This is a genomic window from Campylobacter sp. 2018MI01, assembly GCF_018501205.1.
Classification (GTDB): Bacteria; Campylobacterota; Campylobacteria; order Campylobacterales; family Campylobacteraceae; genus Campylobacter_E.
The window spans coordinates 1-18486 of the sequence record NZ_JAHCZE010000007.1 but is presented as its reverse complement, the minus strand read 5'-3'; the positions used below and the strand labels follow the sequence as shown (position 1 = coordinate 18486).

General features: G+C 27.2%; 18 protein-coding genes. 4 read left to right on the top strand and 14 right to left on the bottom strand.

Annotated elements, in window-relative coordinates:
- Positions 1-8: 8 nt before the first annotated feature.
- The 14 genes from KJQ97_RS09790 to KJQ97_RS02395 all read right to left on the bottom strand — a co-directional run bounded on the left by KJQ97_RS09790 (position 9) and on the right by KJQ97_RS02395 (position 13562).
- Positions 9-767: an AMIN domain-containing protein gene (locus KJQ97_RS09790; protein ID WP_250325844.1), complete on the bottom strand. Its 759-nt coding sequence runs from the start codon at positions 765-767 to the stop codon at positions 9-11.
- Entirely contained in the window at positions 767-2017 is a 1251-nt protein-coding gene (locus tag KJQ97_RS02455) for a coproporphyrinogen III oxidase family protein (protein WP_239802643.1), read from the bottom strand. Before KJQ97_RS02455 ends, KJQ97_RS09790 begins: the two co-directional genes overlap by 1 nt.
- A gap of 71 nt (positions 2018-2088) precedes the next feature.
- The gene (locus KJQ97_RS02450) at positions 2089-3063 is read right to left on the bottom strand and encodes a putative transporter (protein WP_214117998.1); all 975 of its coding nucleotides are present in this window, start codon (positions 3061-3063) and stop codon (positions 2089-2091) included.
- A 67-nt stretch (positions 3064-3130) separates the two neighbouring features.
- Complete coding sequence (gene mrdA / locus KJQ97_RS02445; protein WP_214119847.1) at positions 3131-4942, bottom strand: penicillin-binding protein 2; 1812 nt, start codon at positions 4940-4942, stop codon at positions 3131-3133.
- Positions 4943-5393: 451 nt separating this feature from the next.
- A complete protein-coding gene (gene yihA / locus KJQ97_RS02440; RefSeq protein ID WP_214119846.1) occupies positions 5394-5972 on the bottom strand; it encodes a ribosome biogenesis GTP-binding protein YihA/YsxC in 579 nt (192 codons plus the stop codon).
- Entirely contained in the window at positions 5969-6421 is a 453-nt protein-coding gene (gene lptA / locus KJQ97_RS02435) for a lipopolysaccharide transport periplasmic protein LptA (protein WP_214119845.1), read from the bottom strand. The genes yihA and lptA overlap by 4 nt, the downstream gene beginning before the upstream one ends.
- Positions 6406-6903: an LPS export ABC transporter periplasmic protein LptC gene (gene lptC / locus KJQ97_RS02430; RefSeq protein WP_214117990.1), complete on the bottom strand. Its 498-nt coding sequence runs from the start codon at positions 6901-6903 to the stop codon at positions 6406-6408. The genes lptA and lptC overlap by 16 nt, the downstream gene beginning before the upstream one ends.
- On the bottom strand, positions 6897-7373 hold the full coding sequence (locus KJQ97_RS02425; protein WP_214117989.1) for a KdsC family phosphatase: 477 nt from the start codon (positions 7371-7373) through the stop codon (positions 6897-6899). Before KJQ97_RS02425 ends, lptC begins: the two co-directional genes overlap by 7 nt.
- 2 nt (positions 7374-7375) lie before the next feature.
- Positions 7376-8131 carry a septal ring lytic transglycosylase RlpA family protein gene (locus KJQ97_RS09900; RefSeq protein WP_284444073.1) on the bottom strand — a complete coding sequence of 252 codons (756 nt, stop codon included), beginning with the start codon at positions 8129-8131 and terminating at the stop codon, positions 7376-7378.
- Positions 8128-9210, bottom strand: coding sequence for a lytic transglycosylase domain-containing protein (locus KJQ97_RS02415; RefSeq protein WP_214117987.1), 1083 nt, complete (start codon positions 9208-9210; stop codon positions 8128-8130). The genes KJQ97_RS09900 and KJQ97_RS02415 overlap by 4 nt, the downstream gene beginning before the upstream one ends.
- A complete protein-coding gene (locus KJQ97_RS02410) occupies positions 9207-9962 on the bottom strand; it encodes a TatD family hydrolase (protein ID WP_214119844.1) in 756 nt (251 codons plus the stop codon). The genes KJQ97_RS02415 and KJQ97_RS02410 overlap by 4 nt, the downstream gene beginning before the upstream one ends.
- Positions 9963-9964: 2 nt before the next feature.
- The gene (locus tag KJQ97_RS02405) at positions 9965-11212 is read right to left on the bottom strand and encodes a GGDEF domain-containing response regulator (RefSeq protein WP_214117982.1); all 1248 of its coding nucleotides are present in this window, start codon (positions 11210-11212) and stop codon (positions 9965-9967) included.
- Complete coding sequence (locus KJQ97_RS02400; protein ID WP_214119843.1) at positions 11209-12729, bottom strand: AAA family ATPase; 1521 nt, start codon at positions 12727-12729, stop codon at positions 11209-11211. The genes KJQ97_RS02405 and KJQ97_RS02400 overlap by 4 nt, the downstream gene beginning before the upstream one ends.
- The gene (locus KJQ97_RS02395) at positions 12726-13562 is read right to left on the bottom strand and encodes an NAD(+)/NADH kinase (protein ID WP_214119842.1); all 837 of its coding nucleotides are present in this window, start codon (positions 13560-13562) and stop codon (positions 12726-12728) included. The genes KJQ97_RS02400 and KJQ97_RS02395 overlap by 4 nt, the downstream gene beginning before the upstream one ends.
- A gap of 87 nt (positions 13563-13649) precedes the next feature.
- Here KJQ97_RS02395 and aspS point away from each other — a divergent pair, with 87 nt between their 5' ends.
- The 4 genes from aspS (at position 13650) to KJQ97_RS02375 (ending at position 18387) form a co-directional block, all read left to right on the top strand.
- Positions 13650-15407: an aspartate--tRNA ligase gene (gene aspS, locus KJQ97_RS02390; protein WP_214119841.1), complete on the top strand. Its 1758-nt coding sequence runs from the start codon at positions 13650-13652 to the stop codon at positions 15405-15407.
- Between the two features lie 30 nt (positions 15408-15437).
- Entirely contained in the window at positions 15438-17357 is a 1920-nt protein-coding gene (locus tag KJQ97_RS02385) for a capsule polysaccharide biogenesis protein (protein ID WP_214119840.1), read from the top strand.
- 74 nt (positions 17358-17431) lie between these two features.
- A complete protein-coding gene (locus KJQ97_RS02380) occupies positions 17432-17818 on the top strand; it encodes a hypothetical protein (protein ID WP_214119839.1) in 387 nt (128 codons plus the stop codon).
- Positions 17819-18147: 329 nt separating this feature from the next.
- Complete coding sequence (locus KJQ97_RS02375) at positions 18148-18387, top strand: hypothetical protein (RefSeq protein ID WP_214119838.1); 240 nt, start codon at positions 18148-18150, stop codon at positions 18385-18387.
- Positions 18388-18486: the final 99 nt, after the last annotated feature.

Below are 18486 nucleotides of genomic sequence, written 5' to 3'. Positions count from 1 at the left end.
ACCCCTTTTTATTGTAATTTAATTAAATATTCTTTAGATTTTTTTTCAATATTATAATTATATATACCATCAAGTTTTATTACAAGTCGATAAAAATTTCTATGAACTCCAGTATAAATTTCATCAAAATAATTAGCTTTTATTTCAAATGATTTATTTTTTAAACTTGGATTAATTTTAAAATCCATAACAATTCTATTTGGTTTTTTTAAACTAAATTCCCTAATTAATTCGCTATTTGTTTTAATTGAAATATTTTTTTTGTCTATAACTATTTTAAAATTATTTGATATGTCTAATGATAAAGGTGTATATTCTGTAGTTTTACTAATTTTATTTTCTTTGTTTTCTTCTTTCTTAACTTCAGTAATTTTAGTAGTATTTTGCTCCACATTAGAATTGTCATCATTAGCATTTTCTTGATTTTTTAATGCAAGTTTTATTTTATCAACTTCTTTTAATTCAGTTTTTGCTTCTTCTTTATCTTGGTTTGTAAGCTCTTGGGCGTCAAGTAGCATATAAACTTTATGCCAATCAAGAGCTTCATTAATATCTAATTCAAATTCTTTCAATGTCCCATCTACATTTGTATAAATAAGTTTCATTTTATTTAAAATTCTAGCATCGCTTGGAACACTAAAAGCTGTTTTTTTAAATTCCTTTATCTCTTCAATAGGACTTGGATTATTGATTTTTACAATAGGCACAAATGGATTTTCTCTAGCAAAAAGCATTGAGCTTATTAGTAAAAATAAATATTTTTTCATTATAAATCCTTTCTAAAATAAGCCCTTACTAAATCCATATTTATATAAAATTCTTTCATCAAGGTAAGTGCTAGATATTTACCAAAAAAAGTATTATTAATAATACCATTATTTATGTTAATTGCTCCAATAGTCTGCATTGCTTTTAGTTTTAGCCCTAAGTGTTTTTCTAAATCACAATTATAATTAGAATTAAAATTATTAATATTCAAATTGTCCTTAAAAAACTCTGTTAGAAAAATATAATTAATTCTATCTTCAGGACTAAAATCTATGTGAGCTAATTTTTGATTTTTACCAGCTAAAACCTTAGCTTTATAATCATCTAATTTAAAAGCATTTACTAAAAGCTTATTATTTGTAAAAGAAAAAGCCCCACTACCAGCACCAATGTATTCGTGATGTGTGCTTACATATTCATCATTAAAACTAGTTCTATCCTTAGAAAAACTCCAAGAGTTATTTTGCTCATAATCACTAAAGTATTCGCAAATTATCTTATAAAATTCATATTCATTATCTTGTTTATCTATGCCTAATTTAGCTGCAATTATTTCTTTAGTAAGATTAGATTTCATCAGTGGATATAAAGTAATTTGTGATGGAGCAATATTTTTAGCTAATTCAATATCTTTTATTAACATTTGTTTTGTTTGTGATGGAAAATTAAAAATCAAATCAATACTAAAAGTTGGTAAAATCCCATTAGCTAATTCTAATTTTTTTACTAATTCTTTTTGATTTCCAAACTTTTCTAAACGATTAACTTTTCTTAAAATTTCATCATCAAAACTCTGCACCCCACAACTAAGCCTATCAATAAGCCCTTTAAAGTCTTTTAAAGCTTCAGGCTTTATATGATTTGGGTCACTCTCACAAGAAATCTCTTCAATACTAAATAAATCCTTACATAAACTAAGTGTTTTTATAAGTTCTGCTTCATTGATTAAAGTAGTTCCACCACCAACATAAAGTGTATTAAAATCGTATCCTAAATCCTTAAATTGCTGTAATTCAATTCTTAAAGTTTTAAAATATTCTTTACATAATTCTTCATCATAAGCAAATTTGTGAAAGCTACAATAAGGACAAAAAGTATGGCAAAACGGAACATGAATATATAGCATTACCTTTTTACCATCTTTAGATTTTTCTAAATTAACTTCATTTTTAAAATTAAACTTAGACTTAAGCTCTTTGTTAAGAAAATTGCAAGTATATTTTAAAGCTTGATTTTGTAAAAAATTCATTAATAACCTTTATTAAAAATTAAAAAATGCCATTAGTTTATACAAATAAAATTAATTCAAAATAACATAAATTAAGAATTAATTTTAAAATTAATATGCTCTTCAAATTCTTTTAAACGCTTGTGAATACTTCTTAATTCTGTAATAGTTGTCCAGTTTTTAGTAAGAACACTAAAACTTGAGCGAACACTACTAAAAGCATTATTGATTTGAACTAAAACACCTAGGGCAATTATTCCTAAGAATAAATTTTGCCCTACTATCAAATAAGCAAAAATCACCATAAATTGCTCGTATAAATATAGCCAAACATCAAAATATCCATAGTGCAAAAACAATCTTTTGTAATTAAACTTAAGCCCTGTAAAAAGCTCAAACATTTGCTCTGGTAATGCGTGATTGGTTCTATCATTTTCTGCATAAACTAACTCTTTTCTAAAAGCAGCTTCGGCTTTTTGATTGTTATATTCAAGATTAGGAAGTTTAATTCCAACAAACCAAGATATAATAAGACCACCAACGCTTGTTAATAAAGCCCACATAATTAAACCTGATTGAAAATTAAAAATAGGCAAAACTAAATTAGCCCCTAAAGTATATAAAATAGGCAAAAAAGCAATCAAGGTCATAAAAGCCTTTATAATATCAACACCCAAGCTCTCAACGATTTTTGCAAATCTATATATATCTTCTTGAATACGCTGTGATGAGCCTTCTATATAATCATTATTCTTACGCCAAGCCTTAAGATAAGCAAATGTAATAGCTTCTCTCCAAGCAAAAGCAAAATGCCTAGAAAAAAACGCTGTTAATGTAGCTATTAAAATATAAGGTAAAGCTATAAATAAAAAATCACTCAAGCCACTTAAAAACTGCTCGTAGGTGCTATTTTGTGGTGCTGCTTGTAAGAGATTATAAAAATCTTTATACCAATTATTGATTTGTACATTAAGTAAGGTTTGAGAAAAAATTGCAAGTAAAATAAGCAAACTCCCGCCCCAAGACCATAAAAACCATTTTTTAGATAAATAAAATGCTCTAAACATATAAATCCTTGCAAAAAAATAGGCTAATCATAATAATTTATCTTTAATACATTTAGAATTTGAAATATCATTTATGTTTTTTAAATCCCTTTTGATATTGCTCATCAATATAGCCTAATTCTAATAATTTATTAAATATTTTTGCAACAATTGGCCCAGAAGTAGCACCTCCGTGCATTCCATGCTCAACTAGAACAACCACGGCATATTTTGGCTCTTCATAAGGTCCATAAGCATTCATCCAAGCGTGGCTTCTTGTATAATATTCCATATTTTCTTCTTTCATACGCTTTTTTTCACTTTGAGAAATCCCTACTACTTGCGCTGTGCCTGTTTTAGCTGCTAATGTGATTTTACTCTCCAATAAAGGTTTATATCCTGTGCCTTTAGGTGTATTTGCTACATCATACATAGCTGCTCTAATATATTTTAAATCTTGTTGTTCGCTTTGAGTAAAAATATCTTTTTTAACAATTTCAACTTTTTCTTTATTTATTTCATCTACAAAATGTGGCTTTATTTCGTATCCACTAGCTAATTTTGCTGTATAGACTGCTACTTGCATTGGAGTTGCTAGGAAATTACCTTGCCCTATGCTAGTAATTAAAGTTTCACCTTGATACCAAGGCTGATTATATCTTGAACTTTTCCATACTTTATTTGGTAATATACCAACACTCTCAAGTGGTAAATCAATATCTGTTTTTCTACCAAATCCAAGCTTATATAAACTTGCACTTATATCAGCTATTCCAACTTTTAAACTGCCTTTATAAAAATAATCATCACAACTTGACCTAATAGCAGTTCTTAAATCCATAACCCCATGCCCATATACATTATGGCATCTAAATTTTCTACCACCAAAATCAAAAGAACCAGAACAAGTAAAAGTAGTATTTGTATCTATTTTACCACTTTGTAAAAACGATAAGCCTACGCCCATTTTGACAACCGAACCTGGTGGATAACGACCATTTATAATCTTATTTGTAAATGGATGGTCTAAATCTTGTATCATCATATCCCATTCGTTTTGTGAAATTCCAGTAACAAAAGGATTTAAATCATACTCTGGATAAGAACCTGCTGCAACAATTGAGCCATCTTCAATATTTAAAACAACTGCTGAACCACTAATATTTTTAAATAATTCATCTAAGTATTGCTGCATTCTTATATCAATAGTGAGTTTTATGTCATTTTCCATAATTGGTTTTTTAAACTCAATTTCTTCTACTTCTTGATTGATGGAATTTACTTTTGTAACTTTTTTACCAGGCGTGCCTTGTAATATATCATCATAATATTTTTCTATGCCTGTTTTTCCAATTTTTTTTGTAACTTTTACAACATCATTATTTACCATATCTTCAGCATTTGCCCTTGCCACATAGCCTATTATATGACTTGCTAAAGAATTAAATGGATATAGTCTTTTAACACTTGGTTTTATTAATATATTATCATCTAAATTCAGCTCAAAATAACAAGGATTTATCTTCTCATACTCTATAAAATCTATAATTTCTATTTCATCTTGATTGTAATAGCTATTTTCTCTTTTATATATTTTAATAATTTTATCAATATCTAAATCACTAAAGCATTTTAGAATTTTATTAGTTGTTACATCTAATAAATTACTACTTAAATGTGGTTTTAAAGATATTGAAAATCCGAGCTGATTAACAGCTAATGGGGTATTATTTCTATCTAATATTATCCCTCTAATAGGCGGAATTAATTCTTCTTTGGTTGAATTCTTTTGTGCTAGTTCTTCATAATAATCATTGCTATAAATACTAAGCCAATATACCCTAGAAAGTAGCATTATAAAAAATGACAATATTACAAAAATTACAAATTTTAATCTCACACAATACCTCTAAACAAAATAATTGATAATAAAGATTCAAGGCATATATAATAAATAAAAATATTGCTTAATTTAAGCACTTCTAGTTCAAATAAATAAGAAAATAATAAATTTAAAAATATATCTATAAAATATACAAATATTATAAAAATACTTATCAAAATATCCCTATTTTTAAGTTTGTAAATCAACTTATCATAAAAATAATAAAAAAATATTAAAAACGCTATTGTAGTGCTAAACAGCACTAATCCGTGGGTTATTTCAATAAGACATAGATATAAAATAATAAGCAAGCTAGTTTTATCAAAACCACTTTTTTTAAAATGTATAATCAAAAATACAAAAAAAACTCCGAGTAAAGGTGGTAAAAAAAATGTAATAGAGCATAGTAATTGGTAAAAAAATAAAACAAATATTGTTATATAATAGCTTAACCCAACTCGTTCTTTCATTTAATAAACTCATATATTTTTTCCTGCAATTTATCTATACCTTTTTTACTAGCACTTGATACATAAATTGCATCTTTATATTTTGATTTTAGTTTTGAAAATTCACTCTGATTTAATTTATCAATTTTTGTAAAAACCTTTATATAAATTTGATTTTCATTCATAAAATATTGTAAATATTCATAAACACCTTCATCTATATCTAAATCATCGTGTCTTGAGTCTATTAAATGAATAAAACATTTTATTTCTTTTCTTTTTTGTAAAAATTCATTTAAATTCTTGTTCCAAGCAGCTTTTTTATCCTTAGAAACCCTTGCATATCCAAAACCTGGTAAATCTATTAAAATCAATTTGTTTTTATCCGCAAATGTAACTTCAAAAAAATTAATTAATTGAGTTTTTCCTGGAGTTGAAGATGATTTTGCAAGACCTTTGTGATTTGCTAAAGCATTTATTAAAGAGCTTTTACCTACATTAGAACGACCTAAAAAAGCAATTTCACCTAAATTATATTCTTGTGTTTGAAAATATTTTTCACAAGATATTAAAAATTTTGCACTTACTATATTCATTTTGCTATCTCAAAAATTAATTTAACTGGCTTATTAGCTTTATCGCTTTTTACTTTATATGTTCCATCATTTTGGTTTATATAAATATAATCTGCTGATAATTCTTTGTTATTTTCTGTAATTTTAACATTCCCTATAAGCTCATAAGTATTTTTATTTACATCATAAACAATCTTATCTGCTTTACCTTTGAAATTATCTTTATTTAAACTTATAGAAAAACTTGTTACATATTGTGCTTCATAGCTAGCAATTTTATTATCCTTATTTGTTCTTATTGTCAATACTTGACAATTTAAATAATCTTTACCTTGCCTTATGCTAACATCTTTGCTAAATACCCCAGTTTGATTATCTTTATTACCTTCAAAAATTTTTGCATTAATCTCAATTTTTTCAGCATATAAACTACATAAAGATAATAATAAAATAACTATTTTTCTATACATAAATCAACCTCTTTTAATAATAAATCTGAAGAATTTAAATTATAACTAAAAGAATTAGCATTAATTAAACTATTATTATAGGTTACTTTAGTTTTACTCAAAGAGCTTAAGATTTTTTCATTTATTGAATAATTTAATACATCGCTTTCAAGCTTAATTAGATTATCTTTATATTTAACATCGCCATTTAATACTATAATATTATTTTCTTTAGTTGCCTTATTACTACTTAAATGCTTTTCTAAATCATTTATACTCAAATCTATCAAATTATCTTGATTATTTATTTTGTAATATTGCTTAGCATAAGCTATTTTTTCAAGCTTATTACTAAGCTCATAACCAATAATGTCATTAGCTTCAAGGCTTTTAAAATCAAGTTGATAATTCATCTTATCAATATCATAAGGCTTTTGTATTATTATAAAAAAAAGCATAGATAGCATAGAAACTAAAATAATATTAAAAGTTTTTATTAACACTTAATCCACTGCTTTAATTGATTATTTTCTTTTACAATAATTTCAAGCATTTCATGCACACAACCATATCCACCTTTTGTATTTAAAATTCTTCCAAAAATTTTTGCCCCATCTTTAGGAATAAAAGGTAGCTTAACAGATTTTAAAAGGTCTAAATCGTTATAATAGTCCCCTATTGCAGCAACTTCATCAAAAGTAATATTTAAATCTTTCAGTAATGTTTTAGCACAACTTAGCTTATCTTTAATACCACAATATACATATTCAATGCCTAAATCTCTTGCCCTATTTAAAACAACTTCAGAACTTCTTCCTGTAATAATTGCAAATTTTATACCCAATTCTTTAGCTTTTAAAATAGCAGCTCCATCTTTTACATTAAATTCTTTAATCAAATCAGCATTAGGAGAATAAATAATTTTACCATCACTTAAACATCCATCAATATCTAAAATAACTAATTTAATCATTCTTACTCCCTAAATATAAATGAACCTAGAAAATTAGCTAAGTTTATAAAATCCTTTGCTTCTTCTTCACTTCTAAAGCCTTTTAAAAACACTCTATAAAATCCATCGCTAGAATTTAATACTTTACTTGTATAACCTTTATAATTTGCATATCTTTTTGCTAAATTATAAGCATTTGCAGAGCTTTTAAACGCTCCTATTTGTATCATAAAATCTCCACCCATAATACTATTTACACTATTTTGAATGTTGGAATTTGTATTAGATATTTGAGGTTTAATATTGTCTTGATTAAAGCCTAATATAGTTAATTTTACCCTTGCAGTGCCTTTTTTAGTCATATCTATTTCATGCGCTGCACGATTTGATAAATCAATAATTCTTCCAGCAACAAATGGCCCTCTATCATTAACTCTTACTACAACACTTTTTCCATTTTCTAAATTATCAACCCTAACCATTGTATTCATAGGTAAAGTTTTATGAGCTGCTGTCATAGAATTTGTATTAAAAGTTTCTCCATTTGAAGTCTTTTTACCATGAAAACCTGGACCATACCAACTAGCAATGCCAGTTTCAGTATCTCCAATATCAACCTTACTTGGATAATAAGTCTTACCATTTATTGTATAAGGTCTCATTGTAGCTGGAGTATTTGGTTTAGCTACTCCATAATTATAATTTTGGTTTAAGCTACTTGTAGTTGAACAAGCAGCAAATAAAAATAAAAAACTAGCGAAAACTAAATATTTTTTCAATTTTTAGCCTCCTTACTATCATCATATACTAATACAGGAATTAATAAGGTTTGATTAATTCCAATTCTATCATCTTTTAAATTATTATAAGCTCTTAAAGCATTTGTAGAAACACCATTTTTCTTAGCTATTGCATATATTGTATCACCTTGTTTTACCCTATAGCTTATTACATTTTTTACATTATTTTTAGCATACTTAATAGGATTTGAGTTATCTTTATAAGCTGCTATCTTTTCTATTGGTAAATAAGCATAATAATTATAAGGTGGTGCAAAATCGCCTTTAAATTGTGGGTTTAAATCTTTAAATTCACTTAAGCTAATCCCAGCTTTTCTAGCAATTGATGATAAACTCTCTTTTGGTTTTACATCAACTTTACCTATATTAAGTGCCATAACTTGATTTAACAAATAAATATCACCATACTTAGCAATATCATTTTCTGCTATTAAACTAGTACTTAAAATCTTTTTGAAAAATCTTCTTGTTTCTTTAGGTAAATATTTTTGGTCTTCATCTAATAATACACTTAATTCATCACTACCTGCATTTTTAATAGCTTTTCTAACACAGCCATTTCCACAATTGTAGGCAAAAATAGCTAAATACCATTTACCAAATTCATCTTTTAGCCTATGCAAATATTTTGCAGCAGCAACACTAGCAGCTACAACATCTTTTCTTTCATCAATAAATTTGTCAATTTTTAGACCAAAATTCTTAGCAGTAGGTTCCATAAATTGCCAAACACCTGTAGCTTTTACTCCAGATTTAGCATCTGTTTTAAAATTACTCTCAACCATAGCAAGATATAAAAAAACATCAGGAACACCTTCTTTTTTTAAAATTGCTTTAATAATTGGAATATTCATATTAGCTTCATTCAATACTTTTGTAAAATAAAGCACTTCTCTTTCACTCATATCGTAAAAAATTTCCATAAAAGATTGGTCTTGTAAATATCTTAAATCTACATCAATACTTTTTAAGATTTTTTCTTGTTTATCGTATTTATCTACTGAAAAATTCGCATATAAACAAATACTTGTAACTATTAATAATATAAATTTTTTCAAATTAATCCTTTAAATAATTTTTTTGCGTTATTTGTTGTAAGTTCTTCTATCTCCTCAATTGATTTATTTAGTATTTCTGCCATTTTTTGTGCAACTAATTTGCAATATTTTGGCTCATTTAAAGTCCCCCTGTGTGGATGCGGGGTAAGATAAGGTGAATCAGTTTCTATAAGTAATCTATCTGTTTTGATTTTAGGTAAGATTTCAACTAAGTTTTTTGCATTTTTAAATGTAAGCACTCCTCCAATTCCATAATAAAATCTATCGCTTAATTCCAATAGAATTGGACTTGCATTAAAACAATGCAATACTCCAAAAGCTTCTTTATAAGCCTTTAATATTTCTAAAGAATCAGCATTTGCGTCTCTTATATGTATTATTAATGGTAGTTTTCGTTCAATTGATAGTTCAATCTGTTTTTTGAATACTTCTTTTTGTAGCTTTTTTTCTTCTTCGCTAGGATTTTTATAATAATCTAAACCACATTCTCCTATTGCAACACATTTACTATCTTCTAAAAAACTCTTTAAGTAGTCTAAATCAAAATCTTGTATATCATAAGGATGAACTCCAGCAGCAAAATATACATTATCATATTTATGTGAAATATCACGAGCTTTTTGTAATGTTTTTATATCAGCACCTGGAATAATATGAAGTTTTACTTCTTCATTACTAGCATTAAGCAAAACTTCATCTAAGATATCATCATATCTTTCATCATCTAAATGTGTATGAGTATCAATTATCACTATTATTCGCCTTCATAAACTTCAACTCTATCACGACCATTTCTTTTAGCGTCGTATAAAGCTTCATCAGCTTTTTTAATCATTTCTTCTATTTCTGATTTTTTAGAGCCTACTGCAACTCCTATTGAAGCTGTGAAATTAATTGGTTTATCAAGATACATAGCAGGAGTTGATTTAATTGCGCTTCTAATTTTCACTGCCATTTTAATAGCGTCTTCTTTCTTAATATTTTTAATTAATAAACAAAATTCTTCGCCACCAAATCTAGCAACCATATCCCCGCCCTTAACTTGTTCAAGTAGAGTCTGACCACATTGAACAATAACGCTATCTCCTGCAGCATGACCTAGTGTATCGTTAATGTTTTTAAATTTATCTATATCTATCATTAATACAGCAAAATCAACATCATCATTGATTTTTGAATAATATTCTTTGCTAGCCTCAAAAAAGCTTTTTCTATTATTTAATTTTGTTAAAAAGTCCTTTTCAGCACTTTCTTTTAGTTGTTCTGAATAATAAATTAAATCTATACTATTATTAATCCTACAAATAATATTCTCTCTTGAAAATGGTTTTTGAATAAAATCATTTGCTCCGGTTTTTAGCATTCTAGCACCAACATCATCACTTCCGTGAGCTGTTAAAACTATTATTCCTAATTGATTTTTATTATAAGATTTTCTAACTTCTTTTATAAGCTCTTCACCAGAAACTGCTGGCATTTCTTTGTCTGTTAAAATAAGTTTTACATCAGGGTGTTGTTCTAAATATCCTAATGCTTCAGCTCCATGAGCTGCTGGGAAAACTTGGAATTTGTAAGCTTGCAAAATATTTTTAATAATATTTCTCATAGCCATTGAATCTTCAGCCACTATAATTTTCGTATTTTCGTTTCTTTGTAAGCGTTCAATAATATCTATTATATAATCAACACATTCGCTACCTTCTTTTAGCACATAATCAACAATGTCTTTATCCATAAAACTTTTTCTTGTAGCGTCATCATCAAGTCCAGTTAGAATAATACTTGGAATTTTCTTAGATAGAGCATAATCAACAACTTGACCATGCATAGCATCAGGCAAACATAAATCAAGTAATGCAGCAAAATACTGATTATTATCTAGCAACTCTTTAGCCTCTGCAAAATCATAAGCTACATCAAATTCGCAATTTAATGCGCCACTAACTTTTTTTGCTATTGCTTTAGCTAACATCTTATTGTCATCTACTAATAGTAATTTCATTCTTTTCCTTCTAATATGGTTTTTGCAAAATCTAAGGCTGATTGGCTGATATTCTCATCACTAATCATTCTTGCAAGTTCATTTGCTACTTCATCTTTTCTAAGCTCTCTTGCAAAGCTTTTATTGTTTTCTTTACTTACTAAAAAATGCTGATTTGCTTTTGCACAAATCCAAGGCATATGAGTTATTACAAATATTTGATAATGCTTACTCAATTTACTAATTACATTTGCAATACTAATAGCCTCTTTTCCGCTTAAATTAGCATCTATCTCATCTAAAAATATATAACCATTCGCATAATCAATAAAATCAGCAAAACTAGCCAAAAATGCAAGTCTTAATCTATTTAACTCGCCCGAGCTAATCTCTTTAAAACCTGCTTTATTTAGACTGATTTCAAATCTATCTATGCCGTTAATTCCTAGTTCAAATTCCACTAACCTAAGAGCAATTTTGTCTAAGTATAACAAATTTAGATAATCATTAATTTTACACTCAAGTTCATTAAGGTAAATTAATCTTATTTTTGATATAGCTTTCGCATCGCTTATAAGCTTATTTTTTAGAGTTTTAAGCTCTTTTTCAATATTGTCTTTTTCGTAATCAATATTTTCATAAATATTTAATTCTTTTTCTTTATCTTTAAGAATATTTAACGCATCTTCAACGCTTCCATAACGCTTTACTAGATAATGAAGCTTTTCTAGTCTATTTAAAATCTCTTCAATATCTAATTCACTACTATCATTATTTAAATCATTATAAATATCATTTAATTCATTCATAGCACTTACAAAAAATTCACTATCAATATTAGCTAATCTTAAAAGCTCTAAAACACTGCTCTCATAGGTAAAAATGCCTTCTGATTTTCTTAAAGCTTGTTCTATTTTATCTCTTTTTGAAAGCTTGGTTTTAATATCTAATAATTTTTCATATTCGCCTATTTTTGGATTTATATCTTTAATTTTTTTAATTTCTAAGCTTAATAATTCTTTTAAATCATTGATTTTATTTTCATCTTCACATAATTTTTTGTATTCTTTTTCTAATTCATCTAATTTTTTAAAATTATTTTTATATTCATTTAAAGTATTTTCATAATTTTGCTCTTTTTTAATTATAATTAAATCTAGCATTTTTAATAAATAATTTGGCTCAAAATCATCATAATTTTTAGCCGATAAATAGCGAATATTACTAGCATTTAGCTCACTCATAATCTTTTTTGAAACTGCTTGATTGTTTATAAAATATCTAGTAACTTTATCCTTTTTAACCCTAAAAACATTTGGATTAGAATTTTCTATACTTTCATCATTTATCTTATCATCTATGCTAATTTCTAAAAGACTTGCACTGCTTTCAAAAATTCCAAAAGCTGCTAATATGCTTTTAAAAATCACTGATTTTCCAGCTCCACTAGAACCTGTAAAAACTATAAGACCATTTTTAAATTCTAAGTTAAGTTCATCAAAAGTTATATTATTTGTAAAATATAATCTTTCTATCATCTTACTTCTCCCCAATTAAGCTTTTCATTTAAAACCCTAAAATAAGAGCTATTTTTACGCCTAATGATATTTGCTCTTACATTACTAAGCCCTATTCTAACGCTTTTAAATTCATCTTTATTAAATACTTCTTGCCCATCTATACTTAAAGTGCAATTTGCACTCATAACATCAATAAAAAAACTTTTAGGTAATACTATTGGTCTTTGAGTAAGCGAATGAGAACAAATTGGAGTTAGCATAAAAACACGGCTTAATGGATAAATAATTGAGCCGCCTGCACTAAGATTATAAGCAGTTGAGCCTGAAGGAGTGGAGATTATAAGCCCATCGGCATTATAGTTATTAAAAATATCTCCTTTAAAACTCGTTTTTATATCCGCTAATAATAAATGATTTGCTCTATTAAATACTGCGTCATTAAAAGCATATTTTTGTAAGATTTTGCCATTATTTAGCTTTATTTGAACACTTAGTAAAAATGGTCGCTCAAGTTTATATGAACCACTTAAAAACTCATTCATACCGGTTTCAAATTCTGTAGTTTTAAACTCCGTTAAAAAGCCTAAATTACCGGCATTTACTCCAAATACAGGAATATTAGAATTTGCTAGATATCTACAAGCTGAAATTATATTTCCATCTCCACCTAAGGATATTAATAATCCCACATTTTCTAAATCAAATTCTATTTCATTTTTTCTATCATTTATATATATTAAATATTCAATATTTTTACTATTAAGATAATTTTTTATATTATTTAATTCCAAACTATCTTCTAAACCTAATTTGCAAAATATAATTATTTTTTTAATTTCTTTATTTTTCATAATCTTTTCTTATTCTTTTTATTATAAATTTACAATTTTTGAGTAAAAATCAATTAATTTAATAAAAATTCATGTTAAGGAAAGAAATTGAGAACACATTATAGCACTGAGCTTAGCATTAAAAACATTGATGAAGAAGTAGTTGTAGCTGGATTTGTAAATAGCTACCGCGACCATGGTGGAGTTGTATTTTTAGATTTAAGAGATAAAGAAGGTATTATTCAATTAGTATGTGACCCTGAAATAAACAAAAATGCTCACGAAATAGCAAGCAGCTTAAGAGATGAGTATGTAATAAGTGCTAAAGGTAAGATTAGAGCTAGAGGCGAAGGTTTAGTAAATCCAAGACTAAAAACCGGAGAAATTGAAATAGTATGTAGCAAAATTGAACTAATTAATAGTGCAAAAGCACTACCTTTTGATATAAATGATTTAAATGTTAATGAAGAATTAAGACTAAAATATAGATTTTTAAGTCTTAGAAATCCTAAATTATTAGATAATTTTAAAAAGCGTTCAATCATTACAACAGCAGCTAGAAATGCTTTAACAAAATTAGGATTTATGGAAGTAGAAACTCCGATTTTAACAAAAGCTACACCTGAAGGTGCAAGAGATTATTTAGTTCCATCTCGTGTGCATGAAGGCGAATTTTATGCGTTACCACAAAGCCCACAATTATTCAAACAACTTTTAATGGTTGCTGGGTTTGATAAATACTTTCAAATTGCAAAATGCTTTAGAGATGAAGATTTAAGAGCTGATAGACAACCTGAATTTACTCAAATAGATGTTGAGATGAGTTTTTGCGACCAAGAAATGGTTATGCAAAATGCTGAAACTTTCTTAAGAGAAACATTTGCAAGTGTTGGCATTATAATGCCTGAAAAAGTAAAAAGAATGACCTATAATGAAGCAATGGAGCTTTATGGAAGTGATAAACCTGATTTAAGATTTGATATGCCGATGATTGATGTTGCACACATTTTTGCAAAGTCAAATAACGCTATTTTTAGCGAACCTGCAAAAGATACTAAGAAAAATCGTGTAAAAGCAATTATTGTTAAAAATGGAGATAATATTTTTTCAAAACGCCAAATGCAAGGATTTGAAGAATATGTTAGAAAATTTGGTGCTAAAGGTCTAGCGTTTATTCAAATGAAAGAAGATGGACCAAAAGGACCATTAACTAAATTTTTTGATGATGAAGGTGCTGAACTTATAAATTTCTTAAAAGAAAAAGCAGATTTTAGTGTAGGAGATGTAGTATTCTTCGGCGTTGGTGCTAAAAAAACCGTTTTAGATTATATGGGAAGATTTAGATTATTCTTAGCGAATGAATTAAAGATTATTGATGAAAATAAATTTGAGTTTTTATGGGTTGTTGACTTTCCTATGTTTGAGCAAAATGATGATGGAAGCTATTCGGCAATGCACCATCCATTCACAATGCCAAAAAATATCGATGCACCAATTGATGAGATAAATTCTATTGCTTATGATATAGTATTAAACGGAGTTGAGCTTGGTGGTGGAAGTATAAGGATTCATAGAAGCGATATTCAACAAAAAGTATTTAAATTACTTGGAATTAGTGAAGATGAACAAAAAGAAAAATTTGGCTTTTTACTAGATGCGTTAAGCTATGGAGCACCTAGTCATGGTGGATTTGCAATAGGGCTTGATAGATTATTAATGCTAGTTACAAAATCTAGCTCAATTAGAGATGTAATAGCATTCCCTAAAACTCAAAGAGCGCAATGCCTAATGACTGACGCACCAAGCAAAGTTGCTTATGCTCAGCTAAATGAATTACACATTGCACTAAAAGAAAGTAAAAAATAATTTTTACCCCTAAAAAGGGGTTTTTATCCTATGTTAATTAGATATTTTAAACAATACAAACTTCGTAAAAATGTTAAAAACTTTTTAAATCTTTCTTGGCGTGATGCAAGTTGCAATGGTATTTATTATGGCTGGGGAAGAAAGGAAAGTGGCAAAATAGCCAAGAAATTAGCTAAAAAAAATAATGCTAAATTTTGCTTACTTGAAGATGGGCTTATTCGCTCTTTAGGGCTTGGCATTAATGATAAAAATAGCTTTTCACTAGTATTTGATGATATTGGGATTTATTACGATGCAACCGCTGCTAGTAGATTAGAAAATATTTTAAATACTTACGAGTTTAGCGAAGATGAATTACAAAAAGCAAGAAAAGCTATCAAATATCTGGTAGATAACAATATAAGCAAATATAATAATGCTTACAAGGAATTTGAATTAGGGAATAAAGATAATGTTTTAGTGATTTTACAGAGTGCAAATGATCTATCACTTAAATATGGTTTAGCTAATAATATTAATTCACTTGATATGATTAAAGACACAATTAAAGAAAACCCTAGTTCTAAAATTTATGTAAAAATTCATCCAGATACACTAAATGGCAAAAAACAAAGCGATATAAACATAAATGAAATTCCACAAGAATGTGAGATTATAAGCGATAGTTATAATCCAATAATCTTACTTCAAAACTTTAAAAAGGTTTATACAAAAACTTCAACAATGGGGTTTGAAGCTTTACTTTGCGGGTGTGAATGTGTGTGCTATGGAATGCCTTTTTATGCAGGATGGGGAATTACAAAAGATAAACAAAAATGTGAGCGTAGAATAAAAATAAGAAATATTGAAGAAATATTTTATACTATGTATTTTTTATATACGAAATATTATAATCCCTACTCTGAAGATATTTCAGATATTTTTGATACTATGAAAACCATAGTGCAATTTAGAGAAATTTATAAGGCTAATTCAGGGAGATTATTTTTCTTTGGGTTTTTATGGTATAAGAGATTTTATATTAAGCATTATTTTAAATCGGACAATAATCAAATTATTTATATTTCATCGCTTAAAAAACTAAAAAAATACAATTTAAACGAAAAAGATAAAGCATTCATTTGGGGTAAAACCTATGAAAAATCAGAACTTTTAAAATACTTTAAAAATGTTAGTATTGTTGAAGATGGATTTATTCGCTCAATTGGGCTAGGTTCTAATTACGCCACACCCTACTCGCTTGTAGTTGATGATATAGGGATTTATTTTGACCCAAATACCCCAAGTAGATTAGAATATATCCTAAAAAATACCAATTTTAGCGATGAGTTAATAGAAGAAGCAAAAGAGATTAGAAAACTAATTTTAGATAATTCATTTTCTAAATACAATTGTTTAAAACATAAAGAACTACCAAAAAGGGAGCAAAAAACAATACTAATTCCAGCACAAGTAGAAGATGATGCCTCTATCAAATGTGGTGGTTTAGGATATGACACTTTAAAACTAATAAAACAAGTTAGAGCTGAAAACCCAGAAGCTTATATAATATATAAAGTTCATCCTGATGTAGTAGCCGGTAATCGCAAAGGACTTAAGGATGAGAAAATTATTCTTAAATACTGTGATGAAATTATAACTAATATTAGCATTGATAGTTGTATAAAAGCCTGTGATGAGGTTCATACTATCACATCAACAGCAGGCTATGACGCATTAATTCGTGATAAAGTAGTAGTAACTTATGGAGCTCCGTTTTACGCCGGCTGGGGACTAACTATAGATAAAAACATAACTCCAGAGATCCTATCTCGCCGCGGAAGACAACTAAATATCAATGGGCTGATAGCTGGTATTATGATTATATACCCTAGATACTTAAGTTTTTCTAAAATGTTTGGAAAATGTATAAGTACTATCAAAAAGCTTATTGCTAAAAAATCAATATAACTAACTATGCCATCAACACAATTTTAATATGTTAACAAATTTTCTATATCATAATTTAAAAAAAGGACATTGAGGTGCAAACAAAACAACCACACCCACAATTTAATAGTTCTAAAAGACAAATAAAATTACTAAGTTATGCAGATTCTAACGAAATTGAAATTAAGAATGATAAATACGAAAATATATTTAGCGAAGATGAATTCAATAAAATTATTAATGAGTTTTTTCCGATGCAAGAAAAAGTACCAGCTACTACTTTGAAATACGACAATGAAGAGAAATTTAAAATAAAATGTGAAAATAGTATTTGCTCTCTAGGCATTAAATTAAACAAGGATAATATGATAAAAATTACTAAAACAGACAAGATATACACACATTTGGTGAAATCTGCAGCTTTATCTAGACAAAACTTTAATGGCAAAAAAATAGCTTTAGATTGGCAATATACCAGCTAGCCTACTTTTCAAACTTAGTGAACTTTCGATTCAAATATAGAAATAGAAATAAATGTAAGATTAGAGGAATATAACACCATAGTAGGTGAAAGTAGCTTAAATCATGAAGAAAAAGAAAGAGGTCTTGATTTTTATTCTTTGAAAGAAAACAATTTCTGCAAAGCGCTTTCAATTTTTTTAACGAGAATGACTATGTTAAATTAGAAGATAAATTATATATCTATTCGAACGGAAGTGATGGCGTATATTTTGAAGAAATTTTAGAAAATAATGATGAAAATCATAACGAACTCTTTAATAACATTAGATATACACATATGATTCATTGTATGCTTGATGCAAGTAAACAATATTTTACTCATATTGAATATCAAATACTAAAATACTCAAAAGAGAGCTTTAATAATAAATTTAAAATTACAATTACTGAAGATGGTTTTAAAAGTCAAAAAACTCTAAGCAAATATAAATTATTTAGGATTGATAATGCAAAAATTCCAATAGAGGATGGTAGAATACTTTATAAGATAATAAACAAATGTTTTTTAAATAATAATAGAGTAATATAATATTTTTATAAAAATCACAGATAAAGCTAATAAATTAGTATGTAAAGATACCTACTATACTAATTATTTTTATTTGCATCATAATTATTACAATTATGA